12 protein-coding genes, 7 tRNA genes and 1 other annotated feature are annotated in these 18468 nt (G+C 34.9%); of the genes, 17 read left to right on the forward strand and 2 right to left on the reverse strand.

Annotated elements, in window-relative coordinates:
• Nucleotides 1–123 precede the first annotated feature (123 nt).
• The 3 genes from PBV87_RS07040 (at nucleotide 124) to pyk (ending at nucleotide 6536) form a co-directional block, all read left to right on the forward strand.
• Entirely contained in the window at nucleotides 124–3615 is a 3492-nt protein-coding gene (locus PBV87_RS07040; RefSeq protein WP_271011654.1) for a DNA polymerase III subunit alpha, read from the forward strand.
• A 146-nt stretch (nucleotides 3616–3761) separates the two neighbouring features.
• Nucleotides 3762–4733, forward strand: a complete 972-nt coding sequence (pfkA, locus tag PBV87_RS07045; RefSeq protein ID WP_053986158.1) for a 6-phosphofructokinase — start codon at nucleotides 3762–3764, stop codon at nucleotides 4731–4733.
• Nucleotides 4734–4772: 39 nt separating this feature from the next.
• Complete coding sequence (gene pyk, locus PBV87_RS07050; RefSeq protein WP_053986157.1) at nucleotides 4773–6536, forward strand: pyruvate kinase; 1764 nt, start codon at nucleotides 4773–4775, stop codon at nucleotides 6534–6536.
• Nucleotides 6537–6594: 58 nt separating this feature from the next.
• Here pyk and PBV87_RS07055 read toward each other — a convergent pair whose 3' ends face one another.
• On the reverse strand, nucleotides 6595–7800 hold the full coding sequence (locus tag PBV87_RS07055; protein ID WP_271011655.1) for an FprA family A-type flavoprotein: 1206 nt from the start codon (nucleotides 7798–7800) through the stop codon (nucleotides 6595–6597).
• Nucleotides 7801–7988: 188 nt separating this feature from the next.
• Here PBV87_RS07055 and PBV87_RS07060 point away from each other — a divergent pair, with 188 nt between their 5' ends.
• The 5 genes from PBV87_RS07060 (at nucleotide 7989) to PBV87_RS07080 (ending at nucleotide 13569) form a co-directional block, all read left to right on the forward strand.
• The gene (locus tag PBV87_RS07060) at nucleotides 7989–9395 is read left to right on the forward strand and encodes a TrkH family potassium uptake protein (protein ID WP_053986155.1); all 1407 of its coding nucleotides are present in this window, start codon (nucleotides 7989–7991) and stop codon (nucleotides 9393–9395) included.
• Between the two features lie 15 nt (nucleotides 9396–9410).
• Entirely contained in the window at nucleotides 9411–10076 is a 666-nt protein-coding gene (locus tag PBV87_RS07065; RefSeq protein ID WP_053986154.1) for a potassium channel family protein, read from the forward strand.
• Nucleotides 10066–10857 carry a TrmH family RNA methyltransferase gene (locus PBV87_RS07070; protein ID WP_053986153.1) on the forward strand — a complete coding sequence of 264 codons (792 nt, stop codon included), beginning with the start codon at nucleotides 10066–10068 and terminating at the stop codon, nucleotides 10855–10857. Before PBV87_RS07065 ends, PBV87_RS07070 begins: the two co-directional genes overlap by 11 nt.
• A 132-nt stretch (nucleotides 10858–10989) precedes the next feature.
• Nucleotides 10990–11229, forward strand: a binding site (T-box leader).
• Nucleotides 11230–11298: 69 nt separating this feature from the next.
• Complete coding sequence (gene asnS, locus PBV87_RS07075) at nucleotides 11299–12690, forward strand: asparagine--tRNA ligase (RefSeq protein ID WP_053986152.1); 1392 nt, start codon at nucleotides 11299–11301, stop codon at nucleotides 12688–12690.
• A gap of 318 nt (nucleotides 12691–13008) precedes the next feature.
• Complete coding sequence (locus PBV87_RS07080; protein ID WP_053986151.1) at nucleotides 13009–13569, forward strand: hypothetical protein; 561 nt, start codon at nucleotides 13009–13011, stop codon at nucleotides 13567–13569.
• A gap of 135 nt (nucleotides 13570–13704) precedes the next feature.
• On the opposite strand, the gene PBV87_RS07085 is transcribed toward PBV87_RS07080, so the two are convergent.
• Nucleotides 13705–14325, reverse strand: a complete 621-nt coding sequence (locus PBV87_RS07085) for a GDSL-type esterase/lipase family protein (RefSeq protein WP_271011656.1) — start codon at nucleotides 14323–14325, stop codon at nucleotides 13705–13707.
• Between the two features lie 518 nt (nucleotides 14326–14843).
• Here PBV87_RS07085 and PBV87_RS07090 point away from each other — a divergent pair.
• From PBV87_RS07090 to PBV87_RS07130, 9 genes are all read left to right on the forward strand, one after another.
• Nucleotides 14844–16352: a DUF1846 domain-containing protein gene (locus tag PBV87_RS07090; RefSeq protein ID WP_053986149.1), complete on the forward strand. Its 1509-nt coding sequence runs from the start codon at nucleotides 14844–14846 to the stop codon at nucleotides 16350–16352.
• 182 nt (nucleotides 16353–16534) lie between these two features.
• Nucleotides 16535–17518 carry a hypothetical protein gene (locus PBV87_RS07095; protein ID WP_053986148.1) on the forward strand — a complete coding sequence of 328 codons (984 nt, stop codon included), beginning with the start codon at nucleotides 16535–16537 and terminating at the stop codon, nucleotides 17516–17518.
• A 230-nt stretch (nucleotides 17519–17748) separates the two neighbouring features.
• Nucleotides 17749–17820 (forward strand) — tRNA-Glu (locus PBV87_RS07100).
• Between the two features lie 21 nt (nucleotides 17821–17841).
• A tRNA-Pro gene (locus PBV87_RS07105) sits at nucleotides 17842–17916 on the forward strand.
• Nucleotides 17917–17952: 36 nt separating this feature from the next.
• Nucleotides 17953–18025, forward strand: a tRNA-Lys gene (locus PBV87_RS07110).
• Nucleotides 18026–18061: 36 nt separating this feature from the next.
• Nucleotides 18062–18133 (forward strand) — tRNA-Gly (locus PBV87_RS07115).
• A 6-nt stretch (nucleotides 18134–18139) separates the two neighbouring features.
• Nucleotides 18140–18212: transfer RNA gene (locus PBV87_RS07120), tRNA-Phe, on the forward strand.
• Nucleotides 18213–18230: 18 nt separating this feature from the next.
• Nucleotides 18231–18302 (forward strand) — tRNA-Glu (locus PBV87_RS07125).
• A gap of 21 nt (nucleotides 18303–18323) precedes the next feature.
• A tRNA-Pro gene (locus PBV87_RS07130) sits at nucleotides 18324–18398 on the forward strand.
• The last annotated feature ends 70 nt before the right edge of the window (nucleotides 18399–18468 follow it).

Here is an 18468-nt window from a genome sequence, read left to right on the forward strand (position 1 = left end):
TAAGGGACTTTGCTATTAGGATTTTATAAAAAATGCTATAATAAGCTTATCCTTTAAATTCAAGAAATTAAAAGATATATTTAATATAAAAGAGCATGAGTTATAAAGTGAAAGGAGGCTCTTATGAATCAACCATTTACCCATCTCCATGTACATACTGAATATAGTTTGTTAGATGGATCAGCAAAGATTAAAGATTTACTTAAAAAAGCAAAAGAACTAGGGATGGAGTCATTAGCCATTACAGATCATGGTGTTATGTATGGTGCTATTGATTTTTATAAAGCAGCGTTAGATATAGGGGTTAAGCCTATTATTGGTTGTGAAGTGTATGTTTCTCCTAGAACACGATTTGATAAAGAAAAAGAAGATGGAAGATACAATCACTTAGTATTACTTGCAAAAAATAATACCGGATATCAAAACCTTATTAAAATGGTATCACAAGGCTTTACGGAAGGATTCTATCGTAAGCCACGTATAGATGTTGACCTTTTAAGAGAACACAATGAGGGGCTTATTGCACTCGGTGCGTGTTTAGCTGGACCCGTTTCAAGGCCTCTTTTAGAAGATAATTATGAAAAGGCAAAATCACAAGCTTTACTCTATAGTGAAATCATGGGTAAAGATAATTTCTACTTAGAACTTCAAGACCATGGTATGAAGCAACAAGCTAAAGTCAATCAGTTGACTATGCGCTTAGCGGAAGAAACAGGATTGCCAATGGTAGCAACTAATGACGTTCACTATATTTTAGAAGAAGATGCGAACCCACATGAAGTCCTTCTTTGTATTCAGACAGGAAAGACCATGATGGATGATGATCGTATGATTTATGAAGGAGGGCAATATTACTTAAAGAGCCCTGAGCAAATGTATGACCTCTTCCCATATGCAAAAGAGGCCCTTCAAAATACAGTAGATATTGCTGAACGCTGTAATGTAAGCTTTGAATTCCATGATCTGAAATTACCAAGCTTTGATGTGCCTACGGATGAAGAACCAAAGGACTATTTAAGAAGACTTTGCTTTGAAGGTCTAGAAGAGCGCTATGAAGAAGTGAATGATGAACTTCGCGAGCGCTTAGAATATGAATTAGATGTCATTATTCAAATGGGATTTGTAGATTATTTTCTTATTGTAAGTGACTTTATTAAATATGCAAAAAGAAATGATATTCCAGTTGGGCCAGGACGTGGGTCAGCAGCAGGAAGTATTGTAGCTTATACACTAGAAATTACAGATATTGATCCGATTAAATATAGCTTACTCTTTGAACGTTTTTTAAATCCAGAACGTGTCAGCATGCCTGATATCGATATCGACTTTTGCTATGAAAGACGTCAAGAAGTTATCGACTATGTTATTCGTAAGTATGGTGAAGAACGTGTAGCACAGATTGTAACTTTTGGAACCATGTCTGCTAAAGCGGTTATAAGGGACGTAGGCCGTGCCATTAATATGCCTTATCCAGAAGTAGACCGCATTGCCAAAATGATTCCTAATGAGCTTAAGATGACCATTACAAAGGCACTAGACATGAACAATGAGCTAGATGACCTTTATAAGGCAGATGAAAAAGTAGCTTATCTTATTAATACAGCCCTTAAGCTAGAAGGTCTTCCACGTCACTCTTCAACTCATGCCGCTGGGGTTGTAATCTCTAAAAAACCAGTAGTAGAGTACGTACCACTCAGTGCTAGTGATGGTGCGATAACAACTCAATATCCAATGACTACATTAGAAGAACTTGGCCTACTGAAGATGGACTTCTTAGGACTTAGAACTCTGACTGTTATTGATAATGCAGTTAAGCTTGTTAAACAAAATCATGGTGTAGAGATCGATGTGCACACTATAGACTATGAAGATCCAAAAGTATATCAAATGATTGCTTCAGGAAATACAGAAGGGATCTTCCAGTTAGAAAGTGCAGGAATGAAGTCCTTCATGAAGGAACTTTGTCCAGAGAACTTAGAAGATATTATTGCGGGGGTATCCTTATACCGTCCAGGTCCAATGGACTTTATACCTAAGTACGTAGAAGGAAAACGTGATAAAGAACGTATTACTTATACTCATCCAGCTCTAGAACCAATCTTAGAAAATACTTATGGTTGTATTGTGTACCAAGAACAGGTAATGCAAATTGTACGAGATCTTGCAGGTTATAGCTTAGGACGAAGTGACTTACTACGTCGTGCTATGGGGAAAAAGAAAACAGATGTGATGGCAAAGGAACGTGAAATCTTCTTGAATGGTGATGGGGGGGAGGTACCAGGTGCTGTTGCAAATGGTATTCCACAAGATGTAGCCAATCAAATCTTTGATGATATGATTGACTTTGCGAAATATGCCTTCAACAAATCTCATGCGGCTTGTTATGCTGTAGTAGCTTATCAAACAGCCTATTTAAAAACGTATTATAAAGTAGAATTTATGGCTGCTCTTATGACATCTATTATGGATGTCACACCGAAAGTAAGACAGTATATTGATAGTTGTAAAAAACTAGGCATAGAAGTAGTAGCACCTCATATTAATGAAGGGTATGCTTATTTTAGTACAAAGGGTAATAAAATTATGTACGGATTAGCAGCTATCAAAAATGTAGGACGTAGTGTGATAGAGCGTATAGTAGAAGAACGGGATAAAAATGGCCCATTTAAAAGTCTTACAGATTTCTACAATCGCATGGACTCAAAAGATGTCAATAAACGCTGTGTAGAAAGTTTGATTTTAGCAGGTGCTTTTGATGACTTTGGTGGAAGACGTAGTCAGTATATGGCAGCATATAAACAAATAGCTGATGGTATTGCAGCAAACCGCAAGAATAATATTCAAGGTCAAATCAATCTCTTTGCTTTAGGTGGAGAAGAGGAAGAAGAGTCAGGCTTAAATCAAGACCATCTTCCTAATATTCCAGAGTTTGAAATGAAAGAAATCTTGAACTATGAAAAAGAAGTTATGGGAATCTATTTAAGTGGTCACCCATTAGATAAAGTAAATAATCAATTAGAACGTTATATTAGTCATCATGCCGTTGACCTTGAAATAGAGGAAGAAGGTAGTGAAGAGGTAAGCCAAGATTACAAGCTTACAGATGGGCAACAAGTTGTAGTTGGTGGATTACTTACAGAGAAAAAGGTGATTTTTACAAAGACGAATAAAAAAATGGCATTCTTAACCATAGAAGATACAACAGGAAACTTAGAATGTATTGTCTTTCCAAATCAGTTTGAAAAATTTGAGAAACTTAATCCTGAACATGTGTTTATTATTAAAGGTCATATTTCAATTAAAGAAGAAGAAGCTGCAGTGGTACTAGCAGATGATATGACAACATTAGAGGCATTACTAAATCCTACAGTTGAAGCGGATCATTTACTGCTTCGCTTAGATGAGTCAAAACGTACGCAAGAAGTCCGTAATAAGTTACTAAGTATTTTTGCAAAATATCCTGGAAATGCGAAGATAATAGTAGAATCATTAGAGGATCATAGTAAAAAAGCTTTCCCGGCTAAATACAATATTACAATTAATGATAAAGTTGTACAGGAGCTTAAGATGGTTGTGGGTTCTGAATGTGTAGTAGTACCAAAAACTCTGGATTAATGTTGCAATTTTTAATATTGTTATGTACAATTAAAACGATTAAGATATAATGCGAATAAGATTTTTTTTATAAAGTTAAGGAATTGTTGAAGTAAGTTTAATGAGGGCAAATCAAAAAAAATTACAGCAACAGGGGGTTGTATCTAATGGATCAAAAAGTATCAACAATAGGTGTTTTAACAAGTGGTGGAGATGCACCAGGGATGAATGCAGCAATTCGTTCTGTTGTAAGAACTGCCATTGCACGTGGTATTAAAGTAATGGGAATTCGTAAAGGATACAATGGGTTACTTGCAGGAGATGTATTTGAAATGGATACACGTAGTGTATCTGATATTATACAACGAGGCGGAACTATTCTTCAGACAGCAAGATGTTTAGAGTTCGTAAAACCAGAAGGACAAAAACGAGGAGCAGATATGTGCCGCGTTTTCGGGATTGACGGACTTGTTGTAATTGGTGGAGATGGATCTTTCCAAGGCGCAGAAAAACTTGCAAATCTAGGTATTAATACAATTGGTGTACCAGGTACCATTGACTTAGATATTGCTTGTACAGAATATACTATTGGATTTGATACAGCTGTTAATACAGCAATGGATGCAATCAATAAAATCAGAGACACTTCTACTTCACATCAAAGATGTTCAATTGTAGAAGTTATGGGACGTAATGCAGGATATATTGCATTATGGTGTGCAATTAATTCAGGGGCTGAAATGGTACTGTTACCAGAGATGCCAAGACCATCAGATGAAGAAATCGTTAAAAAGATTATTGAAAATAAGCATAAAGGAAAGAAACATTTCCTTATTGTTGTAGCTGAAGGTGTAGGCGGTTCAGAAAAATTAGCCAAAACGATTGAAGATATGACAGGTATTGAAACACGTGCTACAATACTTGGGCATCTTCAAAGAGGTGGTTCTCCAACAGCAGTGGATAGAATGCATGCGTCTATGATGGGAGCAAAAGCTGTAGACTTACTTTGCGAAGGGAAAGCAAAACGTGTAGTAGCTTATGTTAAAGGAGAATATGTAGATTACGATATCAATGAAGCACTGAAAATGAAAAAGGAACTTGATCCTTATATGTATAGCTTAACAGATATTCTTTGCTAAACCCTAACAAGACCTAAAATATTAAAAGGGAGAATAAAGATGCGTAAAACTAAAATTATCAGTACACTTGGGCCAAAAACAAGAGATGTAGACAGCATTCGTAATATTATCGGAGCAGGGGCAGATGCAATTCGTATTAACTTTTCACATGATAATCATGAAATTCACGGGGCAACAGTGGAAAGAGTTAAACAAGTAAGAAAAGAAATGGGAAGACCTATTCCTATTATTTTAGATACAAAGGGTCCAGAGATTCGTACTGGGGTTATGGCAGATGACAAAGATATCAAGTTAAATATTGGTGATACATTTACCTTAACAACAGAAGAAATAGAAGGAAATGAGGAAAGAGTAAGCGTAACTTACAAAAATCTTCCTTATGATTTAAAACGCGGCAGTCGTATTCTTATTGATGACGGTCTCATCGAGCTTAAAGTAAAGAATTTAACAAGTACAGAGGTTGAATGTACTGTAGAAAATGGTGGTATTTTAGGTTCTAGAAAAGGGATTAATATTCCTGATGTATTTGTTAATTTACCAGCACTTACAGATAAAGATTTAGCAGATATTAAGTTTGGTGCAGAAGTAGGATTTGACTACATTGCAGCTTCATTCATTAGATGCGCAAATGACGTTGTTAAAATTCGTCAGGTATTAGAAGCAAATGGTGGTGGAGATATCCAAATTATTGCTAAAATCGAAAATCGCGATGGTGTAAATAATATTGATGAGATTCTACAAGTAGCAGATGCAATTATGGTTGCACGTGGTGATCTTGGGGTAGAGATTCCTGCAGAGGAAGTACCTATTGTTCAAAAAGAACTCATCAAAAAAGCTAATGATTTAGGAAAACCAGTTGTAACAGCAACTCAAATGTTAGATTCTATGATTCGTAACCCACGTCCAACACGTGCAGAAGCAAGTGACGTAGCAAATGCTATCTTTGACGGTACTTCAGCTATTATGCTCTCTGGTGAAACAGCTAAAGGAGATTATCCATTAGAAGCGATTGGAATGATGAATCGTATTGCAATTACAGCTGAAAATGCAAGCAAGCTTTATAACTTACCAATGAGCTTTGGTGAAGGCAAGCTTAGTATGACAAATGCAATTAGTCATGCAACATGTCAAACAGCTACAGACCTTGGAGCATGCGCGATTGTAACGATTACAAAATCAGGACACACAGCACGTGCGGTATCTAAGTTCAAGCCAACATGTCCAATTGTAGCTTGTACAACAGACGAACGTGTACAACGTCAACTTAACCTTGTATGGGGATGTACACCTTTCATTGTGAATATTGATGAAGAGTCTACAGATGAAGCTTTTGCAGTTGCAGTGAAAAAAGCAGAAGAACTGGGATTTGCAAAACAAGGAGATGTAGTTGTTCTTACAGCAGGTGTACCAGTAGGTGTTGCAGGTACAACAAATATCTTAAAAGCTCAATATGTAGGTAATGTTCTTGCTAGGGGTATTGGTTATGGTAAAAAGTCTGTAACAGGTAAAGCAAGTGTTGTAAAAGTATTAGATGAAGCGGATAAATACTTCAAAAAAGGTGATATCCTTATTACAGCTAAAACAGATAACTCTTTCTTACCATATATGAAAAAAGCAAGTGCTATTGTAGTAGAAGATAGTAGTCATGAAGAAAATAACCATGCAACTATTGTTGGGAGAACATTAGATATTCCAGTTATTATTGGAGCTAAAAATGTAGTAGAGGCTGTAAGAAATACAACAACTATTACAGTTGATAGTGATAAAGGGCTTGTATATAACGGAGCTATTATAAGTGAATAAATAAAATGTGGAGGCTGGTAAAACAGCCTCCACATTTTGTATTAAAAAGTGAGAGATACTATAAATTCTTACCAAATTCTTCACCTAGTTTGAAAGCCTCAGCCAAATTATCAGAGCTTGGTTTGAAGACGACTTTAAGTGGTGGAACAAGGATTTTCATCTTAAGTTGTTCAAGACGATCGATAATAAAGTCTACAGCTTCACCACTCCAGCCATAAGATCCAAAAGCTGTTGCTTTTTTACCACGATGAATGGTTGGATTAAGTGATGTAAGAAGTTGCCAAATAGGAGGCAGAGTATCTTGTAATATAGTTGGTGACCCTATTAGTAGGCCAGAGCAGAGTTCTACTTCCTTTAGAACTCTTTCAAAAGGTGTTGTAACAAGGTCAAATAGGAAGATATCAATATCTTGGCGTGTTGATTTTAGACCTTTTACAATTTCCTCAGCTAAGCTTTCTGTATAACCATAGGCTGATACATAGGCAACTACAACAGACGGTTTAGAACGTACTACAGGACGGGACCAATCATCATATAATGCCATATGTTTTGGGATTTGTGCACCATCTAAAATAAGTCCATGACCAGGACAAATATAATCTAACTGTAAAGTGTTAATTTTTTGGAGGGCTTTTTGAACGTAAGGTTTAAAAGGCCCCATAATCATATCAAAATAATATTTATATGCAGAGAGATAGTTATTTTCAAAGTTCTCTTCAAGAGTGCTTCTAAAAATATCAGAGTGTGCATAATGAGCTCCAAAAGAGTCACAGGTTACAAGAATATGATCTTCTTCAATATAAGTATACATGGTGTCAGGCCAATGCAAGAAAGGTGCCATAATAAAGCGCAGGTTGCGGTTGCCTACACAGAGTTGTTCATTATCCTTAACCACTTGATGTTTAAAAGGACGGTTAATAATTTGGCTGAGATACTTTAAGGCAACACTACTACAAATAACCGTTGCATCAGGTGCATAATCTAATAATAAGTTTAAGCTACCTGCATGATCTGGTTCGGTATGATTAATCACAATATAATCAATATCAGAAGGGGAGCAAAGTGTTTGGAGTTTTGCTAAAAATGTATCGAAAAAACGTTCTTTAACGGTTTCAAAAAGAATATTGTGAGTATCGGTTTTTAATAAATAGCTATTATAGCTTGTACCATATTGGGTTTCCATGACTACATCAAAGACTCGTAAATCAGGATCTAGGGCACCTAACCAAAAAAAATCTGGACAAATATTAATAGGATGATTCATAGTGAACTCCTTTCGAAATATATAAGTATCTATCATTTAGTATGGAAAGTGGCAAATATTATATACATGATTATAAATAAAAAGGTGAAACCTAATAAAAACCGTTAGTAGCTTTGTATTTTAAATTAGCGTGTGGTATAATATCTAACGATTACATAAACTAGAAAATCATAGGAGAGGTTAAGAAGATGAATAATCTAAATGAGCAGCATGGGATATTTAAAAGCAGCTTAGGTCCGTCTCAAATATTAGTAGCAGGTTTTTTATGTCTGATTTTAGTGGCTACAGTATTATTGATGTTACCAATTAGTAGTCAAAGTGGTGAAACAACAAACTTTGTTGATGCTTTATTTACATCTACATCTGCTGTATGTGTAACAGGCCTTGTAGTCGTGAATACACTTGAACATTGGTCATTATTTGGAAAAATTATTATTCTATTTTGTATCCAAATAGGTGGACTAGGATTCATGTCTTTAGTAAGCATGATTTTTGTTTTTATGGGCAAGAAAATTACATTAAAAAATAGATTAATTATGCAAGAAGCATTTAGCTCAAATACAGTAGCAGGAATTGTACGTTTTACAAAAGCTGTTGTTATGCTAACATTCTTTGTTGAGGGAATAGGGGCATTTTTACTTTCTTTTGTATTTGTACCAGAGCATGGACTTATAAAAGGAATAGGTTATTCTATTTTCCACGCTATATCTGCATTCTGTAATGCAGGATTTGATTTAGTAGGAAGCAATAGTTTAACACCATATGTAGGGAATGGACTTGTAAACTTTACAATTATGGGACTTATTATTGCAGGAGGACTAGGTTTTTGTGTTTGGATGGATACTTATAATATGATTAAGATAAAGAGACAGTCAGCAGAGCATTTTACTTGGAAACAAGCTTTTTATAAAATGCCTCTACATACAAAACTTGTATGGTTAATTACGATCTTTTTAATCGTATTTGGTTTCCTCTTCTTCTTTATAGTAGAATTTAAAAATCCAAGTACTTTAGGGGCACTATCCTTTAAAGACAAGCTTTATGCATCCTTATTCCAATCTGTATCTCCTCGTACAGCCGGATTTAATACATTACCACTAGCAGATCTTACTCCAGCATCTAAGCTGATGACAATTATTTTAATGTTTATTGGTGGTTCTCCAGCTGGTACAGCTGGTGGGGTTAAAACAGTGACAATAGGTGTACTTATTTTATGTGCTATGTCCACAATCAAAGGACGTGAAAGTACAGAAATTTATAATAGACGTATTCCAGGCTCCGTGATTACACGAGCACTCACTGTTATTATGATTGCTATTACAGCCATATTTGGAATGCTTATGATTTTAACAGTAACTGAAAATGTAGAGTTTTTGGATCTACTCTTTGAAGTAGTATCTGCATTCGCTACAGTAGGATTAACTTTAGGAATTACAGCAAGTCTTACAACAATAGGTAAGATTATGATTATTATATTAATGTTTATTGGACGACTTGGTCCTGTTACTATTGCAGTAGCATTGATGGTAAGACAAAAGAAAGCAAAAGAAAAACAAAGTATTCAATATCCAGAAGAGAAAGTCATGGTAGGTTAAAAGGAGAGAGGCATTATGAGAGGGAAACAATTTGTTATTTTTGGACTTGGGAGATTTGGTATTAGCTTAGCAACAACACTTGCAGAAGCAGGTTATGAAGTGATGGTTGTAGATAAATCAGAAGAAAGTGTACAAGAAATAGCACCACTTGTAACCCATGCTGTACAAGCTGACGCAGCAGATATGGATACACTTAAATCTCTTGGTATTCGTAACTTTGATGTAGCAATCGTAGCTATTGGTAAAGATATACAATCAAGTATCATGACAACACTTTTGCTTAAAGAATTAGGTATTCCATATGTTGTAGCTAAAGCAAGTAGCGAAATACATGAACGTGTACTGCGTAAGATAGGTGCGGATCGTATCATCTTACCAGAGCAAGAAATGGGGATGCGTATTGCTAACAACCTTATTTCAGGTAATATTCTAGATCATATTCAATTATCATCAGAATACAGTATTATTGAGTTAGGTATCTTACCAGAATGGAAAGGGAAAAGCATTATAGAAGTAGATCCACGTGGTGCATATGGTATTAACATTATTGCTGTTCAACGTGGTGGTTCTATTGATATTTCACCTTCTCCAAATTATATTTTAGAAACAGAAGATACGCTTGTTGTAGTAGGAAGTAATAAGCAACTTCAATATTTAGAGGCTAAGAGACATGGTAAATAGCAAATTTATTAGTAGTGCAAGTAATCCAATCATTAAAAATATCCAAGTACTACAGGCTAAGAAAAATGAACGTAAAAAACAAGGGCTTTTCCTGGTAGAGGGGATTAGAAGCGTCAATGAGATTCCAGAGCATTATGAGATAGATACTATTGTCATGAGTGATCTTTTTGATGAAGCAGAGCTTAAAGTTGCAGGAACAAAACAAAATCTTGTGGTACCAAGTGAATTATTTAAGACAATGAGTGGAACGGAAACACCTCAAGGGATTATGGCTCTTGTAAAAATGAAAGAATTCACATTAAATAAAATAGAGGCAAAATCAGATGGTTTTTATCTTTTACTTGAGAACTTACAAGATCCAGGTAACTTAGGGACCATTATTCGTACAGCTTATGGATTTGGAGTAGAAGCAATCTTCCTTACAAAAGGATGTGTAGACTTATATAGTCCTAAAACAGTACGTAGTACAATGGGAGCATTATTACATGTACCTATTGTAGTAGGAGAAAGCCTAGAAAATTATATTAGTTGGGCAAGAGCAAATAACTTAACACTCTATACAACAGCATTAGATGAAACAGCTTGTAAGGTAGCAGAAGCAGACTTTGCAAAAGGTAATATGCTTATCATTGGCAATGAAGGTAATGGCGTTTCTAATGAAGCCTTAGAACTTGCAGATCAAAAGGTATATATCCCTATGCCAGGTGGTTTAGAATCATTAAATGCTTCAATAGCAGCATCTATTTGTATGTATGAAGTTATGCGTCAACGTACCCAATAAAGTGTTTTATTTAAAGTATAAGATGTATAGAAGTCAGGTTGATTTGGATAAGCTATAGATAGAGATTTAGGAGTGTTGACAAAATGAATGGAACACTCTATAATGAGAAGCATATTTTACAGTATGAATAGATAATAGACGATGAAAAGAAGAGTAGTCTAAAACAGCGTTTTTAGAGAGCCAATGTTGGTGGAAATTTGGTAACAAGTTTTAGATGAAGAACATCTTGGAGTTTCTAACCGAAAAGTAATGAGTAGGCTTAGACGGGACTAGACCGTTACATCTAGAGTATATTATTAGATATACTAACCAAAGAGTTGGGCCAGTAGGTCAACTAGGGTGGTACCGCGGAGATTTAGCTTCGTCCCTTATATTTTATTAGGGATGGAGCTTTTTTTATTGTCTTTTATTAAATTACTACAAATTTAAGGAGATGGAAAAATGGATACAGTAGCAATCAGACATTTATACCATAGTACAGATGAGTATGTAGGCAAAAGTGTTACAGTAGCAGGATGGGTAAAAACAGTTAGAGATTCAAAAACTTTTGGTTTTATCGAATTAAATGATGGAACATTCTTCAAAAGTGTTCAAGTTGTATTTGAAGACAAATTAGATAACTTCAAAGACATTGCAAAATTAGGCGTAGGTGCAGCAATCATCGTTACAGGTGACTTAGTAGCAACACCAGGGCAAAAACAACCATTTGAGATTAAAGCAACAGAGATTGTTGTAGAAGGAAGTTGCCCAGCAGAATATCCACTTCAAAAGAAACGTCACTCTTTTGAGTTCTTAAGACAAATTGCACATTTAAGACCTCGTACAAATACATTTGCAGCAGTATTTAGAGTACGTTCTTTAGCATCATATGCAATTCATAAGTTCTTCCAAGAAAGAGACTTCGTATATGCACATACACCAATCATCACAGGTAGTGACTGTGAAGGTGCAGGAGAAATGTTCCAAGTAACAACACTTCCACAAGTAGGTGCTAAATTAGATGATCAAGGTAAAGTAGATTACAAAGAAGATTTCTTCGGTAAAATGGCTAACCTTACAGTAAGTGGTCAGCTTTCAGCAGAAACATTTGCAATGGCATTTAGAGATGTTTATACATTTGGACCAACATTTAGAGCTGAAAAATCAAATACACCAAGACATGCAGCTGAGTTCTGGATGATCGAGCCAGAAATTGCATTTGCAGACCTTGAAGATGATATGAGACTTGCAGAAGATATGCTTAAATTTGTTATTAAATATATCTTAGAAAATGCACCAGAAGAAATGGCTTTCTTCAACCAATTCGTAGAAAAAGGTGTACTTGATAAACTTAACCATGTAGTAAGCTCAGACTTCGGTCGTGTAACTTATACAGAAGCTATTGAAATTCTTGAAAACTGTGGTAAAACATTTGAATACCCAGTGCATTGGGGATGTGACCTTCAAACAGAACATGAGAGATTCCTTGCTGAAGAGCACTTCAAAAAACCTGTATTCGTAACAGATTATCCAAAAGAAATTAAGTCATTCTACATGAGACTTAACGATGACAATAAAACTGTAGCAGCTACAGATCTTCTTGTACCAGGTGTAGGAGAGCTTATCGGTGGTAGCCAAAGAGAGGAAAGACTTGATGTCTTACTTGAAAGAATGGCAGAGCTTGGTCTTAAAGAAGAAGACTACTGGTGGTACTTAGACCTTAGAAGATTTGGTGGTACTAGACACGCTGGATTCGGTTTAGGATTTGAAAGATTAATTATGTACGTAACAGGTATGACAAACATCCGTGACGTAATCCCATTCCCAAGAACTACAGGTCAAGCTGACTTCTAAGAATGTAGTAAATAAAGACAGGAATAATTTAGCTTAGCTAAGTTATTCCTGTTTTTTATGTCTTTTTATATCTTTTTCATATATATACTCAAATAATCGTTTCTAGTCATATTATAAAAGATCTAGAAAAAAGTTTATTAGATGTATTGGAGTATAACTTATGAAGCAATAGTTGATAAATAAATTAACAGTAAGAGCTTTAAACACATTATGATAGGTTGGATTCCCTTAACAAGTGTATAGGAAATTTATGTATATTATTGTAAAATAATAGTAAGGGGTTATAGAAATTAGAGAATAGACTTAAGGGAGGACAGTATGAATACAGTACATAAAAAAATTGATAGTTACTTTGAAAAATTTATCTATAGTAAATTGAAATTTAAGGTAATGACAATCAAAGTACGTAAGAGAATAGGATTTGAATATGATTTTGATTATGTAGATGAGTGGGATTCAACAGGGTGGATTTTGCATAAACCTTTTTTCTCGAGGAAGGCAAAACTTTATATGTTTAAGGGAAAAGCATATACACCTTTAAAGTTTCCGCCAACGAGATGGTATCAGTTTCCTACTAGAATAGGGCAGGCCTTTGAAGATCTATTACATCCACCAGATAGAAAGATGCGCAACCGTGCAGAACTTCGTATAGTATTTGGATACATTAGGCTAGTAATGGTTCTAGGTATTATTGCTACTATTATATTCTTTCCACAAATCAAGAGTAAATTAGTAGGGGAACCTGAAAACGAAGTTGGCGCTATTACTCAAAATGGAGATCAACAAACAGAAGAACAAATAAATGAAGAAACAAATCCAAAAGAGGTAGATGAAAAAGATAGCCAAGATGATAAAACAAATGAGAAGAGTAAGGAATAGAAATTAAAGATAGTATATAACAAATATAAAAGGTTACATTAAGTTAAAGGACTTATTCTAGGAGCTGTGTACAGCATAAAGATAAGGCTATATAAAAAGAGGTTGCATAAGGGGCAACCTCTTTTTATATAGTCATTACACATATTGTTCAATTTGTTTTTTCCAAACAAGATAGCCTGTTCCATTTAAGTGTACACCATCTCTTGTGTAATCACTTACTAGCTCATTATTGCTGTCTACAAAATGCTCATAAAGATTGATGAATTTGAAGCCATATTCATTTGCTAAAGGTTCAAGCATTTCATTGATAGATTGCACTACAGCATTATCAATAGGATGTTCGTAAACAGTATTATTAACAGGTAAGCAGCTTTGAACGTACACTGTGCAATCATCTAGTGTTTTAAATTGGTCGAAGATTACTTTGTACTCTTCTTGCATTTGCATAGCACGTTTACCATCCATAATGTCATTGATACCTATTTTGATAAAAATTTTAGATGGTTTGTTTGCTAATAGGTTAGGCATTCTCTCATTAAGCCAAGTGAGACGATCGCTATCTATTCCACGGTTAATGATATTAGGATTATTGAACATCTCAGCCCATTCATTTCTTTGTGTAATAGAATCGCCTACGAATAAAATGCATCCTTCTTTTGGAGGAAGAATTTCAAAGGTTTCACGACGATTAAGCACATAAGGCCATGGTTGTGGTGACTGAATATAAGTTTCTGAAATAGAATTTTGGTGCTCCATAAGTTTTCTCCTTAAATATAGTGAGTATTTAAAAGACAACTTAATTATAATACACAACAATCTAAAAATGAATAATATTTTAGTAAAAAATAAATAAAAATTAAAGTAAAATTTGATAAATGAGTATATGTGCCTGATATTCAATACTAAGAATGAAAATTACTGAAGTTTAGTTTGTAGTAGTGGATAAGGAAGAGGCTATTTTGAGATGACTTGGTATGATTTCAAAATAGTAAGAGAATGCAAAAAACCACAAGAATAATTCTTGTGGTTTTTTGTGTATATTCTATAAAAATCTAGAATTAATTGATTGAATGATTTTAGGGGGGTATCTTCCATTATAGCACAAGGAAAAAACACTATAAATAAGCATTAAGTAACTTTGTAAAAATACAACAAAAAGCCTTGAAAATTCTTGGAATAAAAAGGAGATATTCAGTCTTCTAAAATAGAAATAAAAGAGGTATGATATATACTTGAGATTTGAATTGAACGGACAAAACGAGGAGGATACAACAATGAAAATAGGATTTGACCATAATAAGTATTTACAAGAGCAGTCAGAGTACATCTTAGAACGTGTAAACAATTACGATAAATTATATCTTGAATTTGGAGGAAAACTCTTATTTGATATGCATGCAAAAAGAGTTTTACCAGGGTTTGATGAGAACGCAAAAATCAAACTTCTTCATAAATTAAAAGATAAAGTAGAGATCATTATCTGTGTTTATGCAGGAGATATTGAGCGTAACAAAATCCGTGGTGATTTCGGTATTACATATGATATGGACGTTTTAAGACTTATTGATGATCTTAGAGAATATGACTTAGATGTAAATAGTGTTGTTATTACACGTTTTGAAGGGCAACCAGCTACAACTGTATTCATCAATAAACTTGAAAGACGTGGTATCAAAGTTTATAAACATAGTGCAACAGCAGGATACCCAACTGATGTTGATACAATCGTAAGTGATGAAGGTTATGGTAAAAATCCTTATATTGAAACAACTAAACCAATCGTTGTTGTAACAGCTCCAGGACCAGGTAGTGGTAAACTTGCAACTTGTTTAAGCCAACTTTATCATGAAAACAAACAAGGCCGTGTAGCAGGTTACTCTAAATTTGAAACTTTCCCAGTATGGAATGTACCTCTTAAACATCCTCTTAACATTGCATATGAAGCAGCAACAGCAGACCTTAAAGATGTTAACATGATCGACTCTTTCCATTTAGAAGCATACAATCAAATGGCTGTTAACTATAACCGTGACCTTGAAACATTCCCAATCTTAAAACGTATTATTGAAAAAATCACAGGTGAAGAAGCAGTTTACAAATCACCAACAGATATGGGCGTTAACCGTGTTGGATATGGTATTGTAGATGATGAAGTTGTTAAAGAAGCATCTAGACAAGAAATTATTAGAAGATACTTTAAAACAGCATGTGAATATAAAAAAGGCCATGCAGATAAAGATACAGTTCAACATGTTAAATTAATCATGAATGAGCTTAAACTTAAAGAAGAAGATCGTAAATCAGTTGTAGAAGCAAGACTTACAGCAGCTAAAATGAAATTAGCAGCAGAGAAAAATGAAATTTGTTCAGCTGTAGCTATTGAGCTTCATGATGGAACAATGATTACAGGTAAATCTTCAAGTTTAATGGATAGCACATGTGCTGCCTTAATCAATGGGATTAAATACTATGCAAACATTGCTGATGAAATGCACCTCATCTCTCCAGTTATCCTAGAACCAATCTTAACACTTAAAAGAGAGACATTAAAAAACAAAAATGCAGCACTTAACTGTGAAGAAGTACTTATTGCTTTAACTATTTGTGCAGCAACAAATCCAATGGCACAATTAGCACTTGAAAAATTAGAAATGCTTAAAGGCTGTGAAGCACATTCAACAACTATTTTAAGTCATAATAATGAAAATGCATTTAGAAAATTAGGTATTGAAGTAACATGTGATCCTGATTACCCAACAGATAACTTATACTACAATAACTAATAATATAGAAGAAAAGGGCTGTTATGTTACTAAAAGTAGCATAACAGCCCTTTTCTTCTATGATGTAATCTTACAGAACGAAGTATTTGTATGAAAGATTTAGTATATTGGCAAAGGTATGATATGATAGAGGTAGAAAAAATTAAGAAAAAGAGAAACTAGTATAAGAGGGGAGAAAGAATATGGACAAAGATTATATTAGGAAAGTTATAATAATCTTTACAGTTATGATTATAGGAATAAATTTATGGGATAATTATAGCATAAAAAAAGAAGTCCAAAATTTAAGGGATGACTACTCTAGATTAGAAAATAACATATATAGCAATATAGAAAATATACGATATAATTTGCAGGATGAATATGAGAATATAGAAGAATTATTAAAGAAAGAACAAAGTATTTTTTCACAGGCATCTGTTGAACTAAAAATACAAGATGATCAAATAGCTGTAACTATGCAAGCAGTGCCAAAGGAAATAACAAACACGGAGAAGCTGATTGCTAGAATAGCAGCCGATGGGCAAGTATATGAACAAGAAGTAAATGCAAATAATGAAGCAGTTATTTTAGTAGATATGGTTAGCATTTTGAAACCTATGTTTGTAATAAAATCAGAGAGGGGAGTAAGGCAAGAAGCATTAGAGCCAGTGTATACTAATGACATTTTACAATGTACGGTATTAAGTGAATGGGATTATGGGGAGGAAAGTAGTCCTAAAGAATATATGGGACTTAAAATACAGTTTGGAGAAAATGAAGAAGGATTACCATTTGATGAAAAGAGCATTGAAAGTGCCGAATTTATTCTTAAAGAGAATGGATATATTGAAGAAGGTAACTCAAACTATAGTTATGGTGCGTCCCAAGCGAGTGCTGTAGCAAATTCAACTTATATTGAAGAGGATTATTCGGAATTATTACAAGGTAAGCATATACCGGCTTTGAAACAAGTAGGGGAAGACGATAATAGGCTTATATACACAGCAGATTTTGCAGAGTATATAAGAAAAGAAGATAGTATATATTATGAAGTATATTTTACGCTTAGGACCAAGAGTGGTATGCAGTATATAACACCATATAATACGGTTGCTACCTTTAGTTCTTCTAAGAATAGTAGCAATATGGGCAGCGGTGAATCTGTTTTAGTGCCAATATTTTAATAGTCTATAGGGAGATAGTATGAAGAGATACTATCTCTTTTTAAATTGTATAAGTCTAAAAGATAAAAATGTCGTAAGAGGAAAAAATAGTTAGAAATAAATTCGATGCTAAAAGGTAATACTATCAAAGGTAAGAGAAGAGTAAATCGAAGAAAAAAGAAAAAAAGATAAAAAAAGTGAAAAAAGGTATTTACTTACGTCAATGAGTGTGATATTATAAATGTCGTTGAGGCCCATTGGTCAAGCGGTTAAGACACCGCCCTTTCACGGCGGTAACAGGAGTTCGATTCTCCTATGGGTCATTGCTACATTTTGTAGCATGGCGGGGTGTGGCTCAGTTTGGCTAGAGCGCCTGATTTGGGTTCAGGAGGCCGCAGGTTCGAGTCCTGTCACCCCGATTTAGTTCCTAGTCGAGGAACTGTTACAATTAATGAGGGTCACTAGCTCAGTTGGTAGAGCACTTGACTTTTAATCAAGTGGTCCGGAGTTCGAGCCTCCGGTGGCTCATAATTGAATAGTAGTAGTACATCTGTACTACTAAATGCGTGAGTGGCTCAGGGGTAGAGCATCTCCTTGCCAAGGAGAGGGTCGCGGGTTCGAATCCCGTCTCGCGCTTGATATGCCCAGATAGCTCAGTCGGTAGAGCAGAGGACTGAAAATCCTCGTGTCGCTGGTTCGATTCCGGCTCTGGGCATGTTCTAACAAAATATAAGGCCCATTGGTCAAGCGGTTAAGACACCGCCCTTTCACGGCGGTAACAGGAGTTCGATTCTCCTATGGGTCATTGCTATATTATATAGCATGGCGGGGTGTGGCTCAGTTTGGCTAGAGCGCCTGATTTGGGTTCAGGAGGCCGCAGGTTCGAGTCCTGTCACCCCGATTTAGTTCCTAGTCGAGGAACTGTTACAATTAATGAGGGTCACTAGCTCAGTTGGTAGAGCACTTGACTT

The sequence above is a fragment of the Holtiella tumoricola genome (genome assembly GCF_027857615.1).
GTDB lineage: Bacteria > Bacillota > Clostridia > Lachnospirales > Cellulosilyticaceae > Holtiella > Holtiella tumoricola.